Below are 25458 nucleotides of genomic sequence, written 5' to 3' on the forward strand. Positions count from 1 at the left end.
GCTACTTACCGTCCGCCGGGCCCTTGCCGTCCGAGGAGTTCCCACCCTCGGACGACCCGCCGCCGCCGTGCTTGTTGCCCCGCCGAACCTCCGGCGGGGCGACCGGCGTCACGCGCTCCGGGCGGTCAGTCGGTGAGCCGGGCGGCGGCCTCCTCCTCGCTGAGGGCCTCGATCTCGGCGATCAGCAGGTCCTCGATCCGGGCGGCGAGGGCGGCGGCGGTGGAGAGTTCGAAGGCGTCGCGGATCGGGACGTCCAGGCCGACGGCGGCGCGGATCCGGGCCACCACGCGGGTGACCAGGAGGGAGTCGCCGCCGAGGGCGAAGAAGTCGTCGAGGACGCCGACCCGGGGGAGGCCCAGGACCTCCCCCCAGAGGTCGGTGACGAGCTGTTCGGCGTCGGTGCGCGGGGCCAGGTACTCGGCGGTGGCGGTCGGGTCGGGGGTGGGGAGGGCAGCGGAGTCGAGCTTGCCGTTGAGGGTCAGCGGCAGCCGGTCGAGGAGGACGACGGTGTCCGGGACGAGGTAGGCGGGCAGCGACCGGGCCAGGTGCTCGCGCAGGGCGGCCGGTGCGGGTTCGGCGCCGGGGGCCGGGACGGCGTAGCCGACCAGGCGGCGGCCGGCGAGGACGACGGCGGCCGCTCCGGCCACCTCCGGGTGGCCGCTGAGGGCGGCCTCGATCTCGGCCGGTTCGATCCGGTACCCGCGCAGCTTGATCTGCTCGTCGGTGCGGCCCAGGTACTCCAACTGCCCGTCGGCGCGCCAGCGGGCCCGGTCGCCGGTGCGGTACATCCGCGCGCCGGGGCTCGTGCCGGTGAAGGGGTCGGGGCGGAAGGCGGCGTCGGTGAGGTCGGGGCGGCCCAGGTAGCCGCGGGCCAGGCCGGCGCCGCCGATGTGCAGCTCGCCCGCGGCGCCGCGCGGGAGCAGGGCGCCGTGCTCGTCGAGGACGTAGAGCCGGACGCCGGGGAGCGGGCGGCCGAGGGGCGGGCGCCGGGTGGTGTCCGGGGCGGTGAGGTCGGCGGCGGTGACGATCACGGTGGCCTCGGTCGGGCCGTAGGTGTTGACCAGCCGGACGGCGTCGCCGTGCCGCTCCCGCCAGCGGGCGACGGAGTCCGCGCGGGCCTCGGAGCCGCCGAGCACCACCAGCCGCAGGGCGGCCGGCCAGGGCGTCCGCCCGTCGAGGGAGACCAGTTCCTCCCAGTACGCCGTGGGCAGGTCGAGCACCGTGACCGACCGGCCGTGCGGGCCGCGGAGCAGCTCGGGCAGGGTGCGCCCGCCGCCCGGGAGCAGGACCACGCAGGCGCCGGCGGCGAGGGCGGGCCAGAGCTCCTCGGCGTGGGTGTCGAAGCCGATCGAGGCGAACTGGACGATCCGGTCACCGGGCGCCAGCCGGTAGCCGTCCGGGCCGGCCATCCAGTCGACCCGGGCGGCGAGGGCCGGGTGGTCGACGGCCACCGCCTTGGGGGTGCCGGTGGAGCCGGAGGTGTAGAGGACGTACGCCAGCCCGGCCCGGTCCGCACCCGGGGAGGGCGCGGCGGCCGGGACGATCCGCGGGCCCGCGCCGCTCTCGGCGCCCTCGCTGTCGCCCTCGCCCTCGCCGTCGCCCTCGCTGTTCTCGTCGGTGAGCAGCAGGACGGCGCCCGACTCGCGGAGCATCAGCCGCCGCCGCTCCTCGGGGTGCGCCGGGTCGATCGGCAGGTAGCCGGCCCCGGCCTTCCAGACCGCCAGCAGCGCGACCACCAGGTCGAGCGAGGGCGCCAGCCGGACCGCCACCAGCTGACCGGCGACGGGTCCGAGCCGGGCGGCCAGGTCGTCGGCCCGCCGGTCGAGTTCGGCATAGGAGAGGGTGCGGCCGTCGCACTCCAGGGCCGGGGCGTCCGGCGCGGCGGCGACGCGTTCCGCGAAGCGGAGGAGCCACGGGCGCACCGGCCCGGCGTGGCCGGGCACCGGTCCGGTGCCGAGCGCGAGGAGTTCGGCCTCCTCCTCCGGCCCGATCAGCCAGTCGCCGTGCAGCGGCAGCGCCGCGTCCTCGACGACGGCGGCGAGCAGGGCCCGGCAGCGGGCGCCCAGCGCGGCGACCGTCGTGTCGTCGAGGACCTCCCGGTCGAAGGCGAAGGAGAGCGTCAGACCGCCGTCCGGCGTCCGCCAGCTGTCGAGCAGCAGATCGGTCTTGGCGCGTTCGAAGCCGGAGTCCATCGAGGCGGTGCGCACCCCGGCCGGCAGGTCGGCGCCGCCGTCGCCGCCGGCCAGGTCGTACTGGCTCTGGTGGACGAACACCGCCTGGTAGAGCGGCGCGGCGCCGGCCTCGGCGGGCAGGCCCAGGTGGGTGGCGAGCCGCTCCACCGGTACCTCCTGGTGGCTCAGCGCGCCCAGGGTGGCCGTCCGCACCCGGTGCAGGACCGTCCGGAAGTCCGGCTCGCCGGTGAGGTCGGCGCGGATGATCCCGGTCCGGGCGAAGTAGCCGACCAGTGCCTCCTGGGCGGCCTCGGTCCGACCTGCCAGGGGGGTGCCCACCAGGAAGTCCCGGGTGTCGGTCCAGCGGGCCAGCACGCACTGGTAGGCGGCCAGCAGCACCATGAACGGGGTGCAGCGCTCGCGCCGGGCCAGTGCGTCCAGGGCCGCCGTGAGTCCGGGGCCGAGCTCGACCGGGGCGAAGCCGGCCGGATGCCGCGGGTGGTCCGGCCGCGGGTGGTCCAGCGGCAGCCGCAGCCGGCCGGTGCCGGCCAGCTTCTCGGCCCAGTAGCGGAACGCGGCCTCGGCGCCGCCGGCCGCCGCGCGCTCCCGCTCGGCGCGGGCGACGTCGCCGTACCGGAGGGCGAGCGGTGCCAGGCCGGCCGGCGCCTCGCCGGTCTCCTCCCGGTAGAGGGCGAGCAGTTCGCGCCAGAGGATCCGGAACGACCAGCCGTCCGAGACGATGTGGTGCACCACCACGGCCAGCGCGTGCTCGTCCGGCCCGGCGGAGACCAGGACGGCCCGCAGCGGCGGCCGCTCGGCCAGGTCGAAGGGCGCGTTGACGGCCGGCCGGCAGGCCTCGGTGAAGTCGCGCTCGCTCGCGCCGGGGGCCAGCTCGACCAGGGCGAGCTGGACCGGCGCGGGCGGCTCGACCAGCTGGACGGGCGCCTCGCCGTCCAGGGCGAACCGGGTGCGCAGGGTCTCGTGGCGGGCCGTCAGCCGGTCCAGCGCGGCGCGCAGCGCGCGCTGGTCGAGCGGACCGCTCCAGCGCCGGCAGAGGTACATGGTGAAGCCCGTGTCGGCGGGGTTCAGTTGCTGGAGGAACCAGAGGCGCCGCTGCTCCTCGGTGAGCGGGTGGGCGGCCTCGGTCGGGCGGGCGGCGCCGGTCGTCTGGTCGGTGCTGGTCATCGGACGGCGGCCTCGGTTCCGGTACGGCGCGCGGGCGGGGTGTCGGCGGGCGCGGTGGGGGTGGGGGTGGGAGTCGGGGTGGGCTGGGCGGTCGTGGTGGCGCGGCCCGTCAGGGCGGCCAGGCCCACCAGGTCGTCGGGCTCGGCGTCGGGGACGTCGCGGTCGAAGTGGCGCAGCGCGGGAACGGCCAGGCAGGCCAGCACCAGCAGCACCATGGCCAGGCCGAACAGCAGGTAGAGCAGGCCGATGCCGCGCCCCTCGCCGGTGCCGATCAGCCGTCCGACGGTGCCGGCGAGCGCGCCGTCCTCGTCGACCCACGGCTGGACCAGGCGCGGCCCGAGCGGCGCCACCAGGGCGAAGCCGACCGGCAGGGTGGACCAGGCGACCATGGTGTTCACCGCGATCACCCGGCCGTGGAACCGCAGCGGGACCTTGGTCTGCACGATCGTCGCGTAGACGCCGTTGACCAGGGCCAGTGCGTAGGCCATGCCGAAGGCGCCGAGCGCCACCGGCAGCACCGAGGGCCGCAGACCGGTCACCAGGCAGGCGCCGGCCAGTCCGAGGGTGGCGAACAGGACGCCGCGCAGCCGCAACCGCCGGGGCCCGCCCCAGACCAGCAGGGTCAGACCGCCCAGCACGGCGCCCAGGCCGGCGGCGACGGCGACCCACCCGGCCGCCGCGAGCGGGGCGAAGGAGAGCACCAGCGGGGTGGTGAGCAGGAACAGCGGGGAGAGGAAGATGTTGAGGACGGCGAAGAACAGCAGCATCGCGCGGAAGTGCCGGCTGCCCAGCGCGCGCCGGAACCCGGCCCGGATCTCGGCGGCGACGCTCTCCCGCCGCCGGGCCGCCATCACGTCCGGGAAGCGCACGGCCAGCGTGACGGCGGTGGCCACCACGTAACTCGCCACGTCGAGGGCGAGGATGCCGCCGAGGCCGAGCGCGGCGAGCAGTCCGACGGCGAACAGCGGCACCAGGAACTGGGCCAGCCCGAAGGCCATCTGGACGATGCCGTTGGCCCGGCCGAGGAACCGCTTGGGCACGAGCTGCGGGACGGCCGAGTTCCAGGCCAGCCGCTGGAAGGTGAGCGCCGTCGAGAGCACCGCGATCAGGACGTACGCGTGCCAGATCCGCAGGCCGTCGGCGAGGAACAGCAGCAGCATCACCGCCTGGGTCAGGCCGGCCGCGACGTCGCCGTACAGCATGATCCGGCGCCGGTCGCCGCGGTCCACGACGGCGCCGGCGATCGGCGCCGCCAGGATGCCGGGCACCAGCCCGCAGGCCGCCAGCAGGCCGAACTGGGCGAGGGAACCGGTGGTCAGGTAGATCCAGACCGGCAGGGCGAACTCGGTGAGCGCCGAGCCGATCATGGAGATCTGCTGCCCGGCGGCGACGCCGAGGAACCGCCGCATGGTCGGCCGTGCCGCCGCCGGGCTCTTCGCGCCGGCCGGGGTGCGCGCGCCGGGCGCGGCGGGGCGGGCGTCGGCGCTCTGCTCGGCGCCGTCCCGGGAGAGGCCGGCCAGCCACCAGGTGGCGCCGTCGGCCCGTTCGTGCCGCCGCTCTCGCCCCGCCGCGACCGAGCGGTGCACGGTGGTCAGGATCTCGGCGAGTTCGGCGGCCCGGTACTTGAGATAGAAGTGGCCGGCCTCGTCGAGCACCACCACACCGGTGGTGTCGCTGAGCCGGTGCCACTCCCGGTACCGCTCCTCGTAGAACTCGGTGGCCGGGTCCCGGTCGCCGCAGACCGCGATCACCGGTGCGGAGATCCGGCCGTCCTCGCTCTCGAAGAGCCGGGTGAAGTACTGCTCGGCCTCCTTCGTGCCGGTCCGGCGGTTGCGCACCATCAGGCGCAGCTGCTCGGCGCCGACCTCGTCGGTGTCCAGACCGGCCGCCGCCAGGGCGTTGACCATGCCCTGGTCGCTGCGGAGCCGGTCGGCGATCCGCGCCCACCGCTCGCCGACGGCGGCGCCGCGCCCGCGCGGCCGGGCGAACGGGAAGATCCCGCCGAGGTGCACGGCCTCGATGTCCCGCCCGGCCGCCTCGACCAGGCGGGCGACCTCCACGGCGAGCCGGACCCCGACCCCGCAGTGGCCGTAGAGGACGATCCGCCCCTCGACGGTGTCGACGATCTCCTGGGCGCAGCGGGCGGCCACCTCGTCGATGTCCATCGCCTCCTCGCCCAGCTCGTGGCCGGGGACGGCCAGCGAGTGCAGCGCCCAGTCGGCGGGCAGCGCGTCGGCGAGCGGCTTGTAGATGAGCGCGCTGCCGCCGCCGTACGGGGTGCAGACGATGCTGGCGGTGGTCCGGCGGCCGGCCGGGGTGAGCCGGTGCAGCAGGCGGCGGGGGCCGCGGTCGGCGTCCGGGTCGCTGAGCAGGGCGGCGAGGCGCCGGACGGTGGGGTACTTGAAGAGGTCCATCACCCCGACCGGAGTGGGGAGTTCGGGGTAGGCCCGGCGCAGTCGGGCGACCACCTGGGTGGCGAGCAGCGAGTGCCCGCCGAGTTCGAAGAAGTCGTCCAGGGCGCCGACCCGGGGGACCCCGAGCAGTTCGGCCCAGAGCCCGGCGAGGAACCGCTCGGCCTCGTCCTGCGGTTCGACGAACTCGCCGGTGGCGGCGGGCTCCTCGGGCTCGGGCAGCGAGCGGCGGTCGACCTTGCCGTGGGCCAGCAGGGGGAGCCGGTCGAGGACGACGAAGCGGGCCGGCACCATGTAGTCGGGCAGCACCTCGGCGAGGGCCTCGCGCAGCTCGGCGGGCGCCGGCGCCGGGCCCCCGCCCGGGTGTTCGAGGTAGCCGACCAGCGCCTGCCGCAGTCCCTCGCCGCGCGCCAGCACCACGGCCTGGGTGACGCCGGGCAGGGCGGTGAGGGCGGCCTCGATCTCGCCCGGCTCCACCCGGTAGCCGCGCACCTTGATCTGGTCGTCGCCGCGTCCCAGGTAGTCGAGGGCGCCGTCGGGCCGCCAGCGCGCGAGGTCGCCGGTGCGGTAGAGCCGGTCACCGGGCGCCCCGAACGGGTCCTCGACGAAGCGCTCGGCGGTCAGGTCGGGGCGGCCCAGGTAGCCGCGGGCGAGCCGGTCGCCGCCCAGGTACAGCTCGCCGGTGACGCCCGGCGGCACGGGCTGCAGCGCCTCGTCGAGCACGTGGCAGCGGGCCCCGGCGAGCGGGGTGCCGATGGGGGTGCTCCCCGGGCCGGCCGTGCCGGCGGTGACCTCGTGGACGGTGACGCCCACGGTCGCCTCGGTGGGGCCGTAGTGGTTGAACACCGCGCAGCGGTCCAGGGCGGCCAGTTCGGCGGCCCACGGCCAGGCCGAGGCCTCGCCGCCGAGCACCAGCGCCCGGCGGGGCAGCAGCCGCTCCAGCGGGGCGTCGGAGCCGAGCGCGGCCAGGTGCGAGGGGGTCATCTTGAGGTAGTCGAGCTCCAGGGCCTCGATCTGCTCGGCGAGTTCGGCGCCGGCGATCCGGCGGGGGAGCAGGTGGACCCGGCCGCCGCTGCTCAGCGCCAGGTAGAGCATCGTGATGCTGAAGTCGAAGGACAGCGACTGCAGCAGCCCGTAGCTCGCGCCGGGCTCGATCCGCAGCCGCTCGCGCACCCCGGCCAGGTAGTTGAGGATCTGCCGGTGCTGGACGGCGACGCCCTTGGGGGCGCCGGTCGAGCCCGAGGTGTAGATCACGTAGGCCAGGTGGTCCGGGCCGGCGGCCTCGTCCAGCGGTTCCGGGTCGGGCGTGAGGGGCTCCGGGCCGGGCGGGCCCGCGTCGAGCAGCAGCTCGGCGCCGGTGTAGCCGGGGAAGCGCCCCCGCAGCGCGGTGTCGGTGACCAGCACCCGGACCTCGGCGTCGGCCACCAGGTGGGCGAGCCGGGCGGGCGGCTGCTCCGGGTCCAGCGGCAGGTAGGCACCGCCGGACTTGAGCACGCCGACCAGGGCCGCCGCCAGTTCGGGGGACTGCTCCAGGCAGACCGCGACCCGGTCGTCGGGCCGCACACCGAGCGCCCGCAGCCGCCGGGCGAGGCCGGTGGCCCGCTGCTCCAGCTCGCGGTAGTCGAGCGTGCGGTCCCCGAGGACCACGGCCGGGCGCTCCGGGTGGTCCCGGGCGGTGGCGGCGAGCAGCGCCGTCAGGGTGTCCGGCGCACCGGCGGTGGCGGGCAGCGGTGGGCCGGCGGCCCAGGTCTCCAGGACGTCCCGCCGTTCGCCGGGGGTGAGCAGCGGCAGCCGGGAGACCGGGCGGGCCGGGTCGGCCACCGCGGCGGCGAGGAGCAGTTCGAACCGCTCGACCAGGCGCCGGACGGTCGCGGCGTCGAAGAGGTCGGTGCGGTAGGTGAGCAGCCCGTACAGGCCGCCGTCGGACTTCTCCCGCAGGTAGAGCGCCAGGTCGGTGCGGGTGGTGGTGGCCTCGTGGCCGAAGCCCTCCCGGGCCGGTGCGCCACCGGGGCGGGTGCTGGTGCCGGTGCTGGTGTGGGTGCTGCTCGCGGTGCGGTCGCCGTAGTTCTGGAACGCGAAGCTCACCTGGAAGACGGCCGACCGGCTGACGTCGCGCTCGATCTCCAGGTCGGCCACCATCTGCTCGAAGGGCACCTCCTGGTGGGTGTACGCGTCGAGGGTGGTCTCGCGGACCCGGCCGAGCAGCTCGGTGAAGGTCGGGTCGCCCTCCAGCCGGGCCCGGATCGGCAGGATGTTGACGAACAGCCCGACGACGTCCTCCAGTTCGCGGTGCAGGCGGCCCGCGAAGGCCGAGCCGACGGCGAAGTCCCGCAAGCCGGTGTGCCGGCCCAGCAGGGTCTGCAGCGCGGCCATCAGCACCATGTACGCGGACGCGTTGGCGGAGCGGGCCAGGGCGTTGACGCCGCTGCCGAGTTCCGCACCCCAGTGGAACTCCAGGGCGGCGCCGTCGAAGGTCAGCACCGGGGGCCGCGGTCGGTCGGTGGGCAGGTCGAGGACGGGGACGTCGCGCAGCTCGGTCCGCCAGTAGGCGCGGGAGGCGGCCAGCGCGCCGCCGGCCAGCCGCTCGCGCTGCCAGTGCGCGTAGTCGCCGAACCGGACGGCGGGGGCCGCCAGGCCGTCCGGGGTGCCGTCGGCGTGCCGGGCGTAGAGCGCGTCCAGCTCGCGGTGGAGGATGTCCAGCGACCAGCCGTCGCTGACGATGTGGTGCATCACCAGCGCGAGCACGTGCTCGTCGGGTGCGATGCGGACCAGCAGGGCGCGCAGCAGCGGCCCGGCGGCCAGGTCGAACGGCTCGGCCGCCAGGGCGCCGAGTTCGGCGGTGGCACGCCCGGCCGGGTCCGGGTCGGCGGTGGCGTCGACGAACCGGGCCGCGCACGGGGCGGGTTCGGCGACGCGGACCTCGGCGGTGCCCTCGGGGGTACCGGGGAAGGTCATCCGCAGCGCCTCGTGCCGCGCGACCAGGTCGGTCAGGGCGGCGTCCAGCACGTCGCGGTCGAGCGGCCCGCGCAGCCGGCGGGCCGGGGCCAGCGTGTAGGCCGTGGAGCCGGGGGCGAACTGGTCCATGAACCAGAGCCGTTCCTGGCCGCTGGAGAGCGGCGGGGCGGTGCCGGGCGGTCTGGCCGGCACGGTTCTGGCGGGGGCCGAGGCGGTCCGCAGCCGCTGGGCGAGCAGGGCGCGCTTGGTCGCGGACAGCCCGGCCGTGGGGTCCTGGATGTCGGTCATCGGTGATCCATTTCGGCGCACGTCGGAGGTGGCGGTGCCCTCGGGGCGGGAGCGGCCGCGGGGTGAGCGGGCGGGCGCGGTGCAGCGCGCCCGCCCGGGAGGTCAGCGCAGGTCGCGGACGGCCGCGGCGATGCCGAGCGGCGTCGGGGTGGCGAAGAAGACGTCGAAGTCGAGCTCGACGCCGAGCAGGTCGCGGATCCGGGCGGTGATCTGGATGATCGTCAGGGAGTGCCCGCCGAGCTCGAACAGGTCGTCCTCGGCGCCCAGGTCGGGCAGTCCGAGCACCTCGGCCCAGATCCCGAGCACGGCGTCGAGCACCTCGTCGTGTTCCTGCTGCCCGGCTGCTCCGGTCGCCCCGGTCGAGCCCTGGCTCGCGGCGTCGGCCGGGCGTGGGGGAACGGGCAGCGCACGGCGGTCCAGTTTGCCGTTCGGCGTCAGGGGCAGCCGGTCGAGCACCGCGAAGCGCTGCGGTACGGCGGCGGCCGGCAGCGTCCGCTGAAGGAACGCGCGCAGTTCGGCGGCGTCCGGCACGTCTGCCCCGGGCGCCGGGACGAGGTAACCGGCGACGAACGGCTCCGCGTCGCCGGCCGCTTCGTCCCGCCGGACGGCGGCGGCCGCCTCGGCGATCGCGGGGTGGGCCAGCAGCGCCGACTCGATCTCGCCGAGCTCGATCCGGTGGCCGCGGATCTTGACCTGGTCGTCGAGCCTGCCGAGGAACTCCAGTTCGCCGTCGGCGGTCCAGGCCACGAGGTCGCCGGTGCGGTAGAGCCGCTCGCCGGGCGCGCCGAACGGGTCCTGAACGAAGCGTTCGGCGGTCAGCCCGGGCCGGTCCAGGTAGCCCTCGGCGACGCCGTCGCCGCCGAGGTACAGCTCGCCCGGCACACCGATCGGGAGCGGCCGGCGCCGCCCGTCCAGCACGTACGCGCGGGTGTTGGCGATCGGTCGGCCGATCCGGACGGCCTCCGGTGCGGCCGGGACCTCGGCGCAGGTGGACCAGACGGTGGTCTCGGTCGGTCCGTAGACGTTGAGGAGCCGGTCGGTGCCCGCCCGCAGCTCGCGGGCCAGCGGCAGCGGCAGGGCCTCCCCGCCGACCAGGGCGGTCAGGCCGGGCGGCAGCGGTCCGGCGCCCAGCAGGACCCGCCAGCCCGAGGGGGTGGCCTGGGCGTGGGTGACGCCCTCACGCTCCACCAGCGACCGCAGGCCCGGGCCGTCGACGGCGAGGCCGTCCGGCGCGAGCACCAGCCGCCCGCCGGTGACCAGCGGCAGCAGCAGTTCGAGCGCGGAGATGTCGAAGGAGAGCGAAGTGAGGCCGAGCCAGACGTCCCGGGGGCCCGAGCCGAGCCGGTCGGCGAAGCCGGAGAGCAGGTTGACCAGCGCGCGGTGGCCGATCTCGACGCCCTTGGGGCGGCCGGTCGAGCCGGAGGTGTAGAGCACGTAGGCGAGCCGGCCGGGCGCGGTCCGGGTGGTGGCCGGGTCGTCTGCCGGCGCGTCGCCCGCCGTGTCGCCCGCCGCGTGGGTGAGCCGCAGTAGCGTCGGGGCCGCGGCGGCCACCTCGGGGGCCGGCTCGCGGTCGGCCAGCAGCAGCGCGGCGCCGGAGTCCGCCAGGACGAGGGCGAGCCGGTCGGCCGGGTAGCCGGGGTCGAGCGGCAGGTAGGCGGCGCCGACGGTGTGCACGGCGAGCAGCGCGGCCGGCAGGTCGGCGGTGCGGCCGAGGTGCAGAGCGACCAGGTCGTCCCGGCCGACGCCGGCCGTGGTCAGCGCGTTCGCCAGCCGGTCGGTGCGCCGCAGCAGCTCCCGGTACGTCAGGCGCTCGGCACCGGCCACCACCGCGAGGGCCTCGGGCGTGGCGCCGGCGCGCTCGCGGACCAGGTCGAGCACCGTCCGGTCGGCGGGGTAGGCGTGCTCGGTGGCGTTCCAGGTGCTCGTGACGAGCCGCTGCTCGGTCTCGTCGAGCAGCGGCAGGTCCGCCAGGGCCGCTCCCGGGTCGGCCGTGGCGGCGGCGAGCAGGGCGGTGAGGTGTCCGGCGATGCGCCGGGCGGCGGCGGGGGAGAGGACGGCCGGGTCGTACTGGAGGGAGAAGCCGACGGCCCCGGCGTCCTCGACCGCCTGGAGGTGAAGCGTGTTGCGGGAGGCGTGCGGGAACACCGTCCAGTCGACCCGGGTGGTGCTGCCCGGGAACACCGGGTCGGCGGTGGTGCGGCGGCGGTAGCCGAACGAGACGGGCGCCAGCCCGGTCCGCGGCGTGAGCCCGGGCACGGCGGCGCCGAACGGGACGGCGCGGTGGTCCGAGACCAGGCGGACCTCGGCCCGGACGGCCCGGGCGTACTCCGCGAACGTCACGTCCTCCCCGGCGCCGGCCGGGGCGTGCACCGGCAGCTCGTTGACGAAGAGGCCGATGTCGTCACGCCGTTCCGGACGGCGGGTGGCGAAGGGGACGGCGACCGGGACGGCCTCGCCGCCGTAGCGCCGCAGCAGGCCGTGCAGGCCGGCGAGCAGGAACTCGAAGACGGTGACCCCGCAGTCGCGCGCGGCGTCGACCAGGGCGGTCCGGCCGGCGCCGTCGAGCCGCCAGGTGACGGCCTCGCCCCGGCCGGCGTCGGTGGTGGCCCGGGGGCCGTGGGGCAGCACCGGGTCGGTGGCGGCGGCCCACCGGGGGCCGTGGAAGGCGGCCGCCCGGCGGACGGCCTCGGGCCCGGGTTCGATCCTGAGGGCGTCGCGCCGGTCGTCGGGGGCGGCGGGGTCGAGGGACGCGGGGTCGGAGGTCGCGGGGTCGGCGGCGGGGGAGTCGGTGGCGGCCGGTCCGCCGGCTCGCGCGGCGGCGTAGGCGGTGGCGAGGTCGGCGGCCAGGACGTCCTTGGAGTGCCCGTCGAACACCGCGTGGTGGGCCACCACCAGCAGGTCGGCCGCCCCACCGGCCCGCCGGAGCAGGGTGAACCGGGCGAGCGGTCCGGCGGCGAGGTCGAACGGGAGGGCCAGGTCCTCGGCCAGTCGCTTGGCCAGGCCTTCGCCGCTGTCGGCCGTCGCGTCGACGACGGTGAGGGCGGGCGGCCGCCCCGCCGGGACCTCGCGGACCAGGCCGTCCTCCTCGACCAGCGCCGCCGCGAGCGCGGGGTGGCGGGTGACGGTGGCGGCGACGGCCCGTGCCAGGGCGTCGGCGTCGATCCGGTCGAAACGGAACCGCAGGGCGAGGTGGAAGGCCTCGGGGACGGCGGTCCGCCTGGTCGTCAGCCAGATCCCGTGCTGGGCGGGGGAGGCGGGGCGCCCGGCCCGGGCCGGAGTGTTCGCCGCTCTCGCGGGGTCCTCCTCCGGTGCGGCGGACGGGCCCGGTGTGATGGAGGAGACTGGTGCGGCGGACGAGCCTGGAGTGGCGGCGGAGTCGGCGGGGGAGGGGGACATGGCGGGCTCGATTCGGGAGTCGGAGGCGGGGCTGCGGTGACCCGTCCGACCGGGTTCCGCCGCGACGGTGCGGCCCGGTGGAGGGCGCGGCCGTCGGATGCGGTCCGGGCCGCCCCGCGGACCGGTCGACAGGCCGCTGGAGCAAGGCCGACCCGACTCCCAGGTTCCCCCCTGATGCGTCAAGCGGTCCGATCTTCTCCCCCGTGGAAAGATCATTGGCCTGGACCTGTCGTGAGATTTCCACAGACCACATGCCTCGTCAAGGGTTGTTCACGACCCGGGCGGGGCGGTCCGACGGTTCGTCAACTATCTTCTGCCGCAAGCCGTCCCGGTGGCGGCCTTGAGGGCCGCCCCGACGGCGGGTTCGGACCGGGGCCGGACCGGGGGCGACGGCGGTCGGGGGCGGCTGCGCGGGCGGCGGCGGGAGGGGTGACAGGTGCAGTCAAGTTGTCTGTACAGCTCGGGGTTCTCTGTCCGTCATCGAAACGCCATCGAACCGGTCCACTTCCGTTGATCTCGGACGCCTATACATAACGGGTCTGGGCCGAAACGGAGGCCCAGCATCCGTGATCAAGGAGCCGTCCCCCGATGATTCCGATGCCCGAACTGTCGCGCCGCACCCTGCTCGGCGGCGCGGCGGCGGCCGCCGTGCTGTCCGCCCTCCCGCTCAGCGTGCGTGAGGCGCTCGCCGCGCCGGCCCGCCCCGGCAAGCTGGCGGACATCCAGCACGTCGTGGTGTTCATGCAGGAGAACCGCGCGTTCGACCACTACTTCGGTACGCTCCCCGGTGTGCGCGGCTTCGGCGACCGGACGGCGGTGCGCGGGGTCAACGGGCGCTCGGTGTTCCACCAGCCCGACCCGGGGCGCAAGGAGGGCCACCTGCTGCCGTTCCCGATGAACGCGGCCCACACCAACGCCTACCAGCAGGGCGCCCCGGCGTTCGGCTTCGTCGACTCGATGAACGCCTGGAACGACGGCCGCGCCGACGGTTCGGTCACCCGCCGCTCCGGCGGCTGGCTCGGCCAGGGCTACTACGAGCCCGCCGACATGCCCTTCTACAACGCGCTCGCCTCGGTCTTCACGACCTGTGACGCCTACTACGCGTCGGTGCAGTGCAACACCAACACCAACCGCGAGCACCTGATGACCGGGACCAGCGGCGGCACGGTGCGGGACACCCCGGTGACCGACAACACCGAGATCCCCGGCGGCTACGAGTGGACCACCTACGCCGAGCGGCTGCAGAAGGCCGGGATCAGCTGGAAGACCTACCAGGCGCTCGACAACTTCGACGACAACGCGCTCGCCTGGTTCACCCCCTTCGTCAAGGCCAAGCCGGGCGAGCCGCTCTACGAGCGCGGCCTGCGCGCGGTCGGTGACCCGGCGAAGAAGGACGACCCCTTCGCGATGGGCGACGCCCTCGTCGAGGCGTTCACCGCCGACGTCCAGGCCGACCGGCTGCCGCAGGTCTCCTGGCTGGTCGCGCCCGCCGCGCTCTCCGAGCACGCCAACTACGCCCCGCCGAACGGCGAGCACCTGACGGCCCGGCTGCTCGCCGCGCTCGCCGCCAAGCCGGAGGTGTGGGAGAAGACCGTCTTCATCCTCAACTACGACGAGCACGGCGGCTTCTTCGACCACCAGCTGCCGCCCGTCCCGCCGCTGGCCGCCGGGCGCGGCAAGTCGACCGTCCCGGTCGACGGCGAGGTCGTGGTCCGGGTCTCCAAGGGCGGCTCGACCTACCACCGGGTGGTCGGTCAGGACGGCAAGTATCGGGTGAAGGCCGCCGACGGCTCGCTCTCCTGGTCCGACACCCTGCCCGCGGGCGAGACCCTGGTCTCCGGCCCGTACCCGATGGGCCTGGGCGTGCGCGTCCCGATGATCGTCGTCTCGCCGTGGACGCGCGGCGGCGTGGTCGACTCCACGGTGTACGACCACACCTCGGTGCTGCGCCTGCTGGAGCAGCGCTTCGGCATCGAGGAGCCCAACATCAGCCCGTGGCGCAGAGCCGTGACCGGCGACCTCACCAACGTCTTCGACTTCTCCGGGCGCAACCCGGTCTGGCCGCAGCTGCCCGACACCAGCGGCAACCGGCAGAAGGTCGTCGACACCGGCAAGCTGCCCGCGCCCACGGTGCCCGATCCGCAGGCCTTCCCGCAGCAGCAGCGCGGCACCCGCACCGCCCGGATCAGCCCGTACGACCTGCTGGTCAAGCCGAAGCTCAAGGGCGACGAGCTGACCGTCGACTTCATCAACCAGGGCCGCCAGGCCGCCGTCTTCGCCGTTTACCCGGCGCCCGGCACCGCGCCGCGCCACTACACCGTGGGCGCCAAGAGCCGCCTCTCCGACGTCTGGACGGTCGGCCCCGAGGGCTACGACCTGCGGGTGCACGGCCCGAACGGCGCGCTCTGGCACCTGCGCGGGGACGCCGCCTCGGCGTACGAGATCTCGCTCTCCGAAGAGCAGAACGGCAAGGTGCTGGAGGTCGACGTGATCAACCGCACCCGCACCGCCCAGACCTTCCTGGTCGGCGACCTGGCCTACGGCGACGGGCTGCGCGAGGTGCGGGTCGCGGCGGGCGACGACCGGACCGTCAACGTCAAGGTCGGCCCGGAGGGCTGGTACGACGTCGCGGTGGGCGTCCGCGGCGAGCTCGGCTTCCGCCGCCGGATCGCCGGGCGCTTCCCGTGGGACGGCGACCACCTGGTGACCGACCCGGCGATGGGCCTCGCCGACCCGCTGGCCCTGGACGTCACGCTCAAGGCCGCGTCCACCACGATCGACGAGGCGATCCTGCTGCCCGGCCGTCCGGCCCGGGTCGCCGCCCGGTTCACCGCGACCGCCGCGCTGACCGCGATCGAGGTCCAGCCGGTCGTGCCGGCCGGCTGGACGGTCACCGCCGTCACCCCGCCGCCCGCCTCGCTCGCCGCCGGTGCCACCGCGATCGCCGAGTGGGACGTCACCCCGCCCACCGTGCTGCCGGACGGCGCCACCCACCGGATCCTGGTCACCGCCCGCGCGGCGGCCGGCAGCCGCTTCGCGATCGCCGACGGCGAGATCGCGGCGCGCACCGCTCCCGTGATGGCCGGTCACCTGCTCGGCGAGGACTTCGAGTCGTTGGCCGGCTCCCTCCAGCCGCTGGCCGGCGTGCTCGGCTGGACGCCGCAGGCGCCGCAGGGCTGGTCGGTGGTGAACGCGCCGGCCATGCCGCAGGGCACCACCCGACTCCAGGGCTGGACGTTCCACACCAAGCGCGCCTGGTCCACCCCGGCCGGGCAGGACCGCGGCAACTTCAGCCGCGGCCTGGGCATCCTCGCGGTCGCCGACCCGGACGACTGGGACGACACCGGTTCGCCGTCCCGCAAGGGGGTCTTCGACTCCACCCTGGTCTCGCCCGCCGTCCAGCTGCCGGCCGGCGCGAGCACCCTCCACCTCGCCTTCGACTCGCACTACCGGCAGGAGGCCCCGCAGAAGGCGGCCGTCACCGCCGTCTTCGACAACGGCACCGAGACCCGGCTGGTCTACTACAGCAGCGACCCGACCGGTAACGACAACGCCGGCAAGGACGTCCAGAACGCCTTCGTCACCAAGCAGTTCGCCGTTCCGGCGGGTGCCCGCTCGGTGACCCTGAAGTTCCGGATGTACGACGCCGGCAACAACTGGTTCTGGGCCGTCGACCACGTCCGCCTCGACACCAAGCCGATCACGGGCTGACCCGGTAGATCCTGCTCGCGGCCCGCGTACCCCGAGGGGGTGCGCGGGCCGTTCGGTCGGGCCGGGGGCTTGTCGTCGGGCATCGGGTCGGGTCGGCGGGTCGGTGCGGCGGGTCGGGTCGCCGAGTCGGGGTGGCGGATTTCGGCTGGGCGCGCGCGTCCGGCCGGGTGTTGTCGGACCTCTCTGGTGTCGTAGGAGGGTGAACGCCGCCGCCCGGTCACCACGACGCCACGGAGGACACCCTGACGACCACGTCGGACGATTCGACCTCCTCGCCGCCCGGGTGCCCGCCCGTGGTCGACCTAGCGACCTGGCAGGCCGCCCGGGACGAGCTGCTGGTCCGGGAGAAGGCCCACACCCGCGAGGCCGACGCCATCGCCGCGGCCCGGCGACGGCTGCCGATGGTGGAGCTCGACGGGACGGTCGGGGTCGTCGGCCCCGACGACCCCGTCCCGTTCCCGGACCTGTTCCAGGGCCGCGACGAACTCGTGGCCTACCAGCACATGTGGACCCGCCCGGGGGCGACCCCGGAGGAGTCCCTCGGCCGACACGACCACCACTGACGGCGGTGGGACATCCGGCCCGCAGGCGCCGCGAACCCCCCAGCCTTCCTCCCGGACCCACGGGCCGTCCACGAACCTCGCTCACCGACCTCGCTCACCGACTCAGGGAGATCCGCGCCATGAACTCTCGTCTGCTCCGGCTGACCGGCGCCGCCACCGCCGTCTACGGCCTCGCTGTGACCCGTCGGCCCGCCCTGCTGGCCGCCCCCTCCGGACTGACCGCCGCCGACGGCTCGCTGCCGCGCTCCACCGCGGCCTGTCTGCGCCCGCTCGCCTTCCGGGACGCCGCCTGCGGCCTGGCGATGGCCTTCGCACCCGACGACTCCGCGCTGCGCGCGGCCACCCTGGTGCGGATCGCCTCCGACCTGGGCGATGCCGCCCTGCTGGCCACCGCGCTGCCGGAGCGCCGGCACCGGGTGATGGCGGTGGCCGTCTCCGTCGGCTGGGGTGCGCTCTCGGTGGCCGGGCTGCTCGGGGGGAGTCGGAAGCAGCCGTCGGGCCGCCATACCTCTTGATGGCCAAGTTTCTCAATCATCGAGAGATATGATGCGGAGGTCCGTCACCTGCCCCCGCCCGAAGGGCGCTCCGCGATGCGCACCGGTCCAGCCGCTCCCCGCCCCGCCTCCCGGCGTCGAACCAGACTGCTGGTTCCGCTCGTCCTGCTGGCCGTCTGGCTCGGCCTGGGCGGCGCCTTCGGCTCCTACGCCGGGAAGCTCTCCGAGGTGGCCACCAACGACCGGGCCGCCTTCCTGCCCCGCAGCGCCGAGTCCACCGAGGTGGCCCGGCTCGGGGAGGACTTCCGGACGGCGGCCACGCTCCCGGTGATCGTCGTCTGGGAGAGTCGCACCGGAGCGGTCGGCGAGGCCCAGCGCGCCGCCGCCGGCCGGGCGCTGCAGGAGGCCTCGGCCGTCCCCGGTGCCACCGGCCGGGTGTCGCCCGCCGTGCCGTCCGAGGACGGCCGGGCGCTCCAGGGCGTCGTCCAGCTCCGCTCCGACCTCGGCCGGCAGACCGGGGACAGCGTCCGCGCCGTCCGCGAACTCGCCGACCAGGTCCCGGACACCACCGTCGGCCTGGCCGGTCCGGCGGCGGTCGCGGCCGACCTCGGCAGTGCCTTCGCCGGCATCGACGGACTGCTGCTCGGCGTGGCCCTCGGCGTGGTGCTGCTGATCCTGCTCGCCGTCTACCGCAGCCTGCTGCTGCCGCTGCTGGTGATCCTCGGCGCGGTGTTCGCCCTCGGAGTCTCCTGCGCGCTGGTCTACCTGCTCGCCGACCACGGCCTGGTCCGGGTCGACGGCCAGGTGCAGGGTCTGCTGTCGATCCTGGTGATCGGCGCGGCCACCGACTACGGACTGCTGCTCTCCGCCCGCTTCCGCGAGGAACTGCACCTCCACGGTGACCGGTTCGCGGCGATGCGCACCGCCTGGCGGCAGTCCGTCGAGCCGATCGCGGCCTCCGGGACGACGGTCGCCCTCGGCCTGCTCGTCCTGCTGCTCTCCGACCTCACCAACAACCGGGCGCTCGGCCCGGTCGGCGCGATCGGCATCGGCTGCGCGGTGCTCTCCGCGCTGACCTTCCTGCCGGCCGCGCTCGTCCTGCTCGGCCGCGCCGCCTACTGGCCGGCCCGGCCGGCCGCCGACGGGCGCGCCCCGGTGAACGCCGTCTGGCAGCGGGTGGCCGCCCTGGTCGGGAGCCGGCCGCGGGTCACCTGGGCCGCCGGCCTGGCCGTGCTCGCCGCGCTGGCCGCCTTCGCGCCGACCCTGGACTCGGGCGGCGTCCCGCAGAGCGAACTCTTCATCAAGGCCCAGCCCTCGGCGGCCGGGCAGGCGCTGCTCTCGAAGCACTTCCCCGGCGGCGCCGGCAATCCGGCCGTGGTGATCGCCTCCGCCGGGCGGGCCGAGGCGGTCGCCGCCGCGGCAGCCGTCCCCGGGGTGGCCGGCGTCCGTCCGTACACCGGCGGTGCGCCCGGCGGTGCCCCGGCGGAGGTGGACGGGCGGGTCCGGCTGGACGTCACGCTCGCCGACCCGGCCGACAGCGACGCGGCCATCGCCACCGTCCGGAGCCTGCGGCAGGCCGTGCACGCGGTGCCGGGCGGGGACGCGCTGGTCGGCGGCTACACCGCGCAGCAGTACGACACCCGGATCACGGCGGAGCGCGACCGGGCACTGATCATGCCGGTCGTGCTGCTCTGCATCCTCGCCGTGCTCGTGGTGCTGCTGCGCTCGCTGCTCGCTCCGCTGCTGCTCGCCGGTACCGTCGCGCTGTCCTACCTCGCCACGCTCGGCGTCAGCGCGGTGGTGTTCGACCACGTCTTCGGCTTCTCCGCCATCGACCCCTCCGTGCCGCTGTACGGGTACGTGTTCCTGGTCGCGCTGGGGGTGGACTACAACATCTTCCTGATGACCAGGGTCCGTGAGGAGACGATGCGGGTAGGGACCCGGGAGGGGGTGCTGCGCGGGCTGACGGCCACCGGCGGAGTGATCACCTCGGCCGGGGTGGTGCTGGCCGCGACCTTCGCCGCGCTGGGTGTGATCCCGCTGGCCTTCATGGCCCAGATCGCGTTCATCGTCGCCTTCGGCGTGCTGCTGGACACCCTGCTGGTGCGCTCGCTGCTGGTGCCCGCGCTGGTCCGGGACCTGGGCGAGCGGGTCTGGTGGCCGGCCCGGCCGGGTCGCACGGCGGTCGGTACGGCGGCGCCCGAGCCGGTCGGCGAGCCCGCCCGAGGGTGCCCGGCCGGTTAGGCTGAACGGGTAACAGCGGGTGGAACACCGTAGGCGACCGGAGCGGATGACCTTGTCGGAGCAGGACCCGAGCACGCCCCCGCCCGCCCCGGCACCGTCCGCCGCCCCGGTACCGTCCGCCGCCCCGGCGCCTGCGGACCCGTCCGCGACCGTACCCTCCGACACCCCGGCGCTCGGGCGGCTCCTCCAGGCCCTCGCCTCCGAGATGAACCTGCTCGGGCACGGCTTCGCCGCCGCCAGCGGTCTGCACGCCACCGACGTCCAGGCGCTGCTCGCCGTGATGCGGGCCGAGCCCGGCCGGGGCGGGATCACCCCCGGCCGGCTCGGCGAGGAGCTGGCCCTCACCTCGGGGGCGGTCACCGCCGTACTGGACCGGCTGGAGCGGGCCGGACACATCCGCCGGACCAGGGACGCCGCCGACCGCCGGCAGGTCCTGGTGCACTACCTGCCCGGTGCCGGGCGGATGGCCGCCGAGTGGTTCGCGCCGGTGGCCCGGCGCACCGAGGCGGTGCGCGGCGAGTTCACCCCGGTGGAGCTGGCGGCGGTGGCCCGTTTCCTCGGCCGGATGACCACCGAGCTGGAGGACCTGCGCCACTCGCGCCGACCCGCGTAACCCGCGCTGACCCGCGCCACCGCTGACGTGGGCTGACGGCCGGACGCCCGTCAGTCCGTCAGCCCGTCAGCCCGTTTCCGCCGGGCGATCAGGGCCGCCAGGCCGTCCAGGATGCGCTCCAGGCCGAACTCCAGCGCCCGGTCACGCCCGTCCCGCACGGCCATCGCCGCCGCGAGCGCCGGGAAGCGGTCGGCGTGCTCCTGGACCAGCCCGCCGACGACGGCCAGCAGCCGGGACTCCGGCTCCCCGCCCGGTCCGGCCGCGCGCGCCTGTGCGGTGATGCTGCGGACGTGGCCGGCCAGCAGGACGGCGGTGTCCGTCCGCTCCGGCCCGGTCAGTCCGGTGCCGTCGAGGGCGGCCACCACCCGCTCCAGCCAGCCGAGTTCCTTCGGGCCGAGCACCCGGGGGCCGACGGTGGCGTCGATCAGCCAGGGGTGTGCGTTGAAGGTGGTGGCCAACTGGCCCGCCCAGGAGTGGAGTTCGGCGCGCCAGGCGGGCGAGGCGCCCGCCAGCTCCCGGTTCGCCGCCGGGGCCCCCGGTACGGCCCCGGCCGGTTCGTCGATCGCCGTCTCGACCATCAGGGCCACCAGTTCGGCCTTGCCCGGCACATAGCGGTAGAGCGCCATCTTGGTGTAGTCGAGCAGGCCGGCCACCCGCTGCATGGAGACGGCGCCCAGTCCCTCCGCGTCCGCGATCCCGATCCCGGCCCGGGCGATCCGGTCCAGGCTGAGCGCCGGTTTGGGCCCGCGGGTCGGCTTCGGGGGCGGCCCCCAGAGCAGCCGTGCCGTCGCCTCGGCCCCGTCGCCGGATGTGCTGCTCAAGCTCCCGCTCCCGTCCCGTTCCGGGTCGGCCCTTGCCGAACCGACCTAACTGTGTCTACCGTACACAGCAGCAATCAGTGTCCAGTAGACACAGTTTCTCGGCTCTCCCGGACGGAGTGGTTCACATGGGTACCAAAGTCCTCATCTCGGGCGCGAGCATCGCCGGCCCGGCACTGGCGTACTGGCTCGGGCAGTACGGCTTCGAGCCCACCGTCGTCGAGCTGGCTCCCGCCCTGCGCGGCGGCGGCCAGGCCGTCGACTTCCGCGGCGACGCGCACCTGACGGTGCTGCAACGGATGGGCCTGCTCGACGAGTTGCGCCGGATCGACACCGGTGGCAGCCCGATGGACTTCGTCGACCGGCACGGTCGGCGCCGGCTCCACCTGCCGGCGGACTTCGCCGGTGGCGAGGTCGAGGTGCCGCGCGGCGAACTGGCCCGGCTGCTCCACCGGCACAGCCTGCCGTCCACCGAGTACGTCTTCGGCGACACGGTGACCGCGCTGGAGGAGACGCCCGACGGCGTCCGGGTGGAGTTCCGCCACGGGTCGCCGCGCGAGTTCGGCCTGGTGGTCGGCGCGGACGGTCTGCACTCCACCGTCCGCCGGCTGGCCTTCGGCCCCGAGCAGCGCTTCGTCCGCCACCTCGGCTACTACGCCGCCACCTGGCAACTGCCCAACTACCTGGGTCTGCCGCCCGGTTCGGTCGGCCTCAACGTGCCCGGGCGGCTCGCCGCGGTCGGCGCGGACCACCGGGACCGGACCCGGGCCGGCGCCTTCTTCCTGTTCGCCTCACCCGAGCTGCCCTACGACCGGCACGACCAGGAGCAGCAGAAGGCGCTGCTCGCGGACGCCTTCGCGGGTCTCGGCTGGGAGGTGCCACGACTGCTGGAGAGTCTGCGCGAGGCCCCGGAGCTGTACTTCGACTCGATCAGCCGGGCGGACGTCCCCGCCTGGTCCGCCGGCCGGATCGCCCTGGTCGGGGACGCCGCCTGCGGCGCGACCATCGGCGGCATGGGCACCGGTACCGCGATGGTCGCCGCGTACGTCCTGGCCGGCGAACTCGCCCGCGCCCGGGGCGACCACCGCACCGCCTTCGCCCGGTACGAGGACGCCGTGCGCGGCTACGCCGAGGGCTGCCAGCGGGGCGGCGACCGGACCGGGCCCTTCCTGGCGCCGGGCACGGCGGCCGGACTCCGGCTGCGCGACAAACTGTTGGGCCGGCGCTGGGTCCTGAACCGGATGCTGGAGCTGGGCCGGAAGGTCAGCAGCACGATCGCCCTGCCCGACTACCAGACCGAGTTCGCCACCCGCTGATCCTCGGCGGCCCCCTCGTGCGGGGCGGCCGCGGCGCCGGACGGGTCGCCGGGCGCCGGTCCCTTCGACCGTGCGGCGTGTCCCATCCGGTAGCCGATCCCGCGGACGGTGATGATCCACCGGCTGGAGCCGAGCTTCGCGCGCAGGGTGCTCACATGGGTGTCGATGGTGCGGCTGGCCTGCCCCCAGTCACTGCCCCACACCTTCGCCATCAACTCCTTGCGCGACACCACGGTCTCGGAGTTGGCGGCGAGGATGTAGAGCAGCTCGAACTCCTTCGACGTCACCTCGATCAGCCGGTCGCGCAGGCGCACTTCGCGGGTCCGCGGATCGATGTGCAGCGGGAGCAGCGAGATGGCCTCGGGCGCCGCCGGCCCGGAGCGGCGGGAGGACCGGCGGAGCACCGCGTCGATGCGGGCCCCCATCTCCCGGAAGCCCCAGGTCTGGGCGACGCAGTCGTCGGCTCCCGCCTTCAGGGCGAGCACCCGCTCCAACTCGTCGTCGCGACGGGTGAAGGCGATCAGTGGGACGTCGCTCTCGGTCCGCAGGCTCCGGCACACCTCGATGCCGTCGACGTCCGGCAGTTCCAGCGAGAGCAGCACCAGATCGGCCTCGCGGTACGTGCGGAGGGCCTGTGCGCCGGTGCCCACGCTGCGGGCGACGAAGCCCTGCCGGCGCAGGTCGCGCACCATCGATTCGGCGGAGCTGATCTCCCGTTCCACCACGAGTACGGTCCTCATCTTCCCTGCTCCTCCTCCGGACGCCACGCCCCTCCGTGCCCACCCTCGTCCGCTCCCCGGGTCGCGGCCCTGGGCGTCGTTCGCACAACAAAAGTACCGCTTGGCACGGCAACCAGGCGGAACCCGGCCGACCGGCCGGATATCCGCTCCGACCTGCGGAGACACGCTGTGGAAATGCTCCCGGCACAGATCCGGCGAGGCTGCCCGCCCGGCCGGCGGCCGGCGGCCGCGGGCGCACCCGAAGTCCTTCGGCCGCTGGTCAGCGGGCTGTGGACGGGCGGGCGGCGGCTCCGGCCCGGGCGGGCACGGACGGCAGCCCCGGCGCTCGTGTCAACAGCTCATGAAATCTGCCGCGACACCCGGAACTTGGGCGGCACGGCGCGGCACGGCGCGGCACGGCGGGGGAGCGGGAGGCAGGCGGGTACGGCGGGTACGGCGGGTAGGCGGGTACGCGGAGAGGCGAGCGAAGAGGCCGGGGGAACGCCGGAAGCCACCGAAGGCCCGGGGGTCAGGTTGCCTTCGGTGGCCGTTCCGGGGAGGGCGGGATCACTGGACCCCGCCCGGTCGCGCTCCAGGAGCTCAAGGAGCTCCAGGAGGCCTGCGAGCCTACGAGCCCTGGGGCGTGGGCCGCTTGGCGGGGAAGCCGTGGCTGCGGGCCACCAGGACCACCACGAGCACCGGGAGCAGGAGCAGCAGCACCGTCCAGGGGAAGGAGTCACTGCCGCTCACGTCGAGCAGGACACCGCCGATGATGCCGCCGGCGGCCATCGCGACGTTCCACAGCGTCACGAGCATGGTCTGGGCCGCGTCGGCCTGGTCACCGCCCGCGTCGGCCACCGCCGTCTGCAGCAGGGTCGGAATGCCGCCCCAGCCCAGACCCCACAGGGCGGCCGCGATGTACACCAGGGCCGTGGTGTCGGCGAGCACCGCGAGCAGCAGCGCGGCCACCGCGACGAGCAGGGTGCTGGCGACGGTGAGCGCGCGCAGCTTGGCGTGGATCTGCGAGCCGACGATCCAGATGCTCGCGAGCGAGGCGCCGCCGAAGACCAGCAGCACCAGGTCGGTGCTGTCGCCCAGGCCGTGGTCGTCGAGGAAGGTGGCGATGTAGGCGTACAGCACGGTGTGCGCCAGGACGAAGACCAGTGTCACGAAGAGCACGGGGGTCACCCCGGGCACCTTCAGCGCCCGCAGCATCTTCGGCCGCTCGCCGGCCAGCTGGCCGGGGTAGTCGGGCACGGTGGCGGAGATCCACACCAGCAGCAGGACGGTGAGACCGGTCATCACGAAGAACGGCACGCGCCAGTCGGTCTGGGTGCCGAGGAAGGTGCCGGCCGGGACGCCGAGCGAGAGCGCGACCGGGATGCCGGCCATCGCGATGGCGATCGCCTTGCCCTGGAGTGCCACGGGAGCCATCCGCCGTGCGTAGCCGGCGAGCAGCGCCCAGGCCAGGCCGGCGGCGACACCGGCGACGAACCGCGCGACCATCGTCAGCCCGTAGATCGACGACACCGCCGTGACGGTGTTGGCCACGGCGAAGCCCGCCATGGCCGTCAGGAGCAGCCGCTTGCGCCGCCAGCCGGCGGTGGCCGAGGCGAGCGGGATCGCGGTCAGGGCGGTGCCGATCGCGTAGATCGTGACGGTCTGGCCGGTCGCGGACTCGCTCACCGCGAGGTCCGAGCTCATCGAGGGGAGCAGGCCGGCGGGGAGGGTCTCGGTGAGGCTGGTGATGAAGACGGCGGTGGCGAGGGCGATCAGGGCGAGCAGCGGAAGCTTCTGCGGTTCCTCGCCCCCCGCCGCCGCGGGGGGCGAGGAGCGGGTCTCCGCGCCGGGAGCGTCGGTGATGTCGGGTGAGGTGCTCATGGGGCGTGCTCCGGATGTTCCAGGGGACGGGGCGGACGGGTGGTGCGAAGAAGAGGTCGCGGGGCGGGCCAGGCGTGGCCAAGCCCGCCGTCGACGGGGAGCCGGGCGCCGGTGGTGAAGGTCGCGTCGGTGGCCAGGAAGAGCGCGGCGCGGGCGACCTCCTCGGCGGAGCCGAGCCGGCCGAGCGGTGGCAGCGCCGGGCCGCCCGCGGGCGCCGCCTCGATGCAGCCGGGGGCCACCGCGTTGACCCGGATGCCGCGCGAGACCAGTTCGGCGGCGAGCGCCCGCACGGCGTCGGAGGGCGGCGCCGGGGCGGTGAGCACCACCGCGCCGCCGTCCCGGAGGTACGGCAGCAGCGGGCGGACCCCCGCCACGGCATCGGCGAACAGGAGGTCGGTGTCGTCGAGACCGGTACCGCCGTCCTCGGCGCGCTCGACGACGGTGGCGGTGGAGCCCAGCTCGGCCCTGGCCCGGGCGCGTTCCCCGGCGGTGCGGGCGGCCAGCAGGACCAGCGCCCCGCCCTCCACCAGGCGTTTGGCGATGGCCAGGCCGATGTCGGTGTCCTGGCCGAGGACGACGGCCCGGCGGCCCGCGTACCTGGTCATGTCGGTCACTCCTTCCCGCCGCTCGGCGACTCGGTGGGTCCGACCCTGCCCGAGGGTCCTTCCGGGCCGCTGCGGATCCACTGCGGAT

General features: G+C 75.4%; 12 protein-coding genes and 1 pseudogene. 6 read left to right on the forward strand and 7 right to left on the reverse strand.

What is annotated here, in order from left to right:
• Positions 1–125: 125 nt before the first annotated feature.
• From ABZ497_RS12655 to ABZ497_RS12665, 3 genes are all read right to left on the reverse strand, one after another.
• On the reverse strand, positions 126–3356 hold the full coding sequence (locus ABZ497_RS12655) for an amino acid adenylation domain-containing protein (RefSeq protein ID WP_359804619.1): 3231 nt from the start codon (positions 3354–3356) through the stop codon (positions 126–128).
• Entirely contained in the window at positions 3353–9010 is a 5658-nt protein-coding gene (locus tag ABZ497_RS12660) for an amino acid adenylation domain-containing protein (protein ID WP_359804621.1), read from the reverse strand. The genes ABZ497_RS12655 and ABZ497_RS12660 overlap by 4 nt, the downstream gene beginning before the upstream one ends.
• Before the next feature lie 102 nt (positions 9011–9112).
• Positions 9113–12406, reverse strand: coding sequence for an amino acid adenylation domain-containing protein (locus ABZ497_RS12665; RefSeq protein ID WP_359804623.1), 3294 nt, complete (start codon positions 12404–12406; stop codon positions 9113–9115).
• Between the two features lie 588 nt (positions 12407–12994).
• Between ABZ497_RS12665 and ABZ497_RS12670 the strand changes: the two genes are divergently transcribed.
• The 5 genes and pseudogenes from ABZ497_RS12670 to ABZ497_RS12690 all read left to right on the forward strand — a co-directional run bounded on the left by ABZ497_RS12670 (position 12995) and on the right by ABZ497_RS12690 (position 20031).
• Positions 12995–16117 carry a phosphocholine-specific phospholipase C gene (locus tag ABZ497_RS12670; RefSeq protein ID WP_359804625.1) on the forward strand — a complete coding sequence of 1041 codons (3123 nt, stop codon included), beginning with the start codon at positions 12995–12997 and terminating at the stop codon, positions 16115–16117.
• A gap of 242 nt (positions 16118–16359) precedes the next feature.
• Positions 16360–16626, forward strand: a pseudogene (locus ABZ497_RS12675) (DUF899 family protein); the annotation flags it as partial.
• Between the two features lie 173 nt (positions 16627–16799).
• Complete coding sequence (locus ABZ497_RS12680) at positions 16800–17195, forward strand: hypothetical protein (protein ID WP_352295246.1); 396 nt, start codon at positions 16800–16802, stop codon at positions 17193–17195.
• A 75-nt stretch (positions 17196–17270) separates the two neighbouring features.
• On the forward strand, positions 17271–19418 hold the full coding sequence (locus ABZ497_RS12685) for an MMPL family transporter (RefSeq protein ID WP_359804627.1): 2148 nt from the start codon (positions 17271–17273) through the stop codon (positions 19416–19418).
• A gap of 46 nt (positions 19419–19464) precedes the next feature.
• Complete coding sequence (locus ABZ497_RS12690) at positions 19465–20031, forward strand: MarR family winged helix-turn-helix transcriptional regulator (protein ID WP_359804629.1); 567 nt, start codon at positions 19465–19467, stop codon at positions 20029–20031.
• Between the two features lie 50 nt (positions 20032–20081).
• Here the strand turns inward: ABZ497_RS12690 and ABZ497_RS12695 are convergent, their stop codons facing one another.
• Positions 20082–20852 (reverse strand): TetR/AcrR family transcriptional regulator C-terminal domain-containing protein, encoded by a 771-nt coding sequence (locus ABZ497_RS12695; protein ID WP_359804631.1) that lies wholly within the window; start codon positions 20850–20852, stop codon positions 20082–20084.
• Between the two features lie 125 nt (positions 20853–20977).
• Here ABZ497_RS12695 and ABZ497_RS12700 point away from each other — a divergent pair, with 125 nt between their 5' ends.
• A complete protein-coding gene (locus ABZ497_RS12700) occupies positions 20978–22165 on the forward strand; it encodes an FAD-dependent monooxygenase (protein ID WP_359804633.1) in 1188 nt (395 codons plus the stop codon).
• Here ABZ497_RS12700 and ABZ497_RS12705 read toward each other — a convergent pair.
• From ABZ497_RS12705 to ABZ497_RS12715, 3 genes are all read right to left on the reverse strand, one after another.
• On the reverse strand, positions 22138–22905 hold the full coding sequence (locus ABZ497_RS12705; RefSeq protein WP_359804635.1) for a response regulator transcription factor: 768 nt from the start codon (positions 22903–22905) through the stop codon (positions 22138–22140). The two genes, ABZ497_RS12700 and ABZ497_RS12705, sit on opposite strands and share 28 nt — an antisense overlap.
• Positions 22906–23511: 606 nt before the next feature.
• On the reverse strand, positions 23512–24765 hold the full coding sequence (locus ABZ497_RS12710; RefSeq protein ID WP_359804637.1) for an MFS transporter: 1254 nt from the start codon (positions 24763–24765) through the stop codon (positions 23512–23514).
• Entirely contained in the window at positions 24762–25370 is a 609-nt protein-coding gene (locus ABZ497_RS12715; RefSeq protein ID WP_359804639.1) for an SDR family oxidoreductase, read from the reverse strand. The genes ABZ497_RS12710 and ABZ497_RS12715 overlap by 4 nt, the downstream gene beginning before the upstream one ends.
• Positions 25371–25458: the final 88 nt, after the last annotated feature.

The organism is Kitasatospora sp. NPDC005751, assembly GCF_040630835.1.
Lineage (GTDB): Bacteria > Actinomycetota > Actinomycetes > Streptomycetales > Streptomycetaceae > Kitasatospora.

What these genes read in the sequence shown, in the direction of transcription:
- ABZ497_RS12655 (WP_359804619.1), bottom strand. Translation starts at nt 3,356, where the DNA reads ATGACCAGCACCGACCAGACGACCGGCGCCGCCCGCCCGACCGAGGCC.
- ABZ497_RS12660 (WP_359804621.1), bottom strand. Translation starts at nt 9,010, where the DNA reads ATGACCGACATCCAGGACCCCACGGCCGGGCTGTCCGCGACCAAGCGC.
- ABZ497_RS12665 (WP_359804623.1), bottom strand. Translation starts at nt 12,406, where the DNA reads ATGTCCCCCTCCCCCGCCGACTCCGCCGCCACTCCAGGCTCGTCCGCC.
- ABZ497_RS12670 (WP_359804625.1), top strand. Translation starts at nt 12,995, where the DNA reads ATGATTCCGATGCCCGAACTGTCGCGCCGCACCCTGCTCGGCGGCGCG.
- ABZ497_RS12680 (WP_352295246.1), top strand. Translation starts at nt 16,800, where the DNA reads ATGAACTCTCGTCTGCTCCGGCTGACCGGCGCCGCCACCGCCGTCTAC.
- ABZ497_RS12685 (WP_359804627.1), top strand. Translation starts at nt 17,271, where the DNA reads ATGCGCACCGGTCCAGCCGCTCCCCGCCCCGCCTCCCGGCGTCGAACC.
- ABZ497_RS12690 (WP_359804629.1), top strand. Translation starts at nt 19,465, where the DNA reads ATGACCTTGTCGGAGCAGGACCCGAGCACGCCCCCGCCCGCCCCGGCA.
- ABZ497_RS12700 (WP_359804633.1), top strand. Translation starts at nt 20,978, where the DNA reads ATGGGTACCAAAGTCCTCATCTCGGGCGCGAGCATCGCCGGCCCGGCA.
- ABZ497_RS12705 (WP_359804635.1), bottom strand. Translation starts at nt 22,905, where the DNA reads ATGAGGACCGTACTCGTGGTGGAACGGGAGATCAGCTCCGCCGAATCG.
- ABZ497_RS12710 (WP_359804637.1), bottom strand. Translation starts at nt 24,765, where the DNA reads ATGAGCACCTCACCCGACATCACCGACGCTCCCGGCGCGGAGACCCGC.
- ABZ497_RS12715 (WP_359804639.1), bottom strand. Translation starts at nt 25,370, where the DNA reads ATGACCAGGTACGCGGGCCGCCGGGCCGTCGTCCTCGGCCAGGACACC.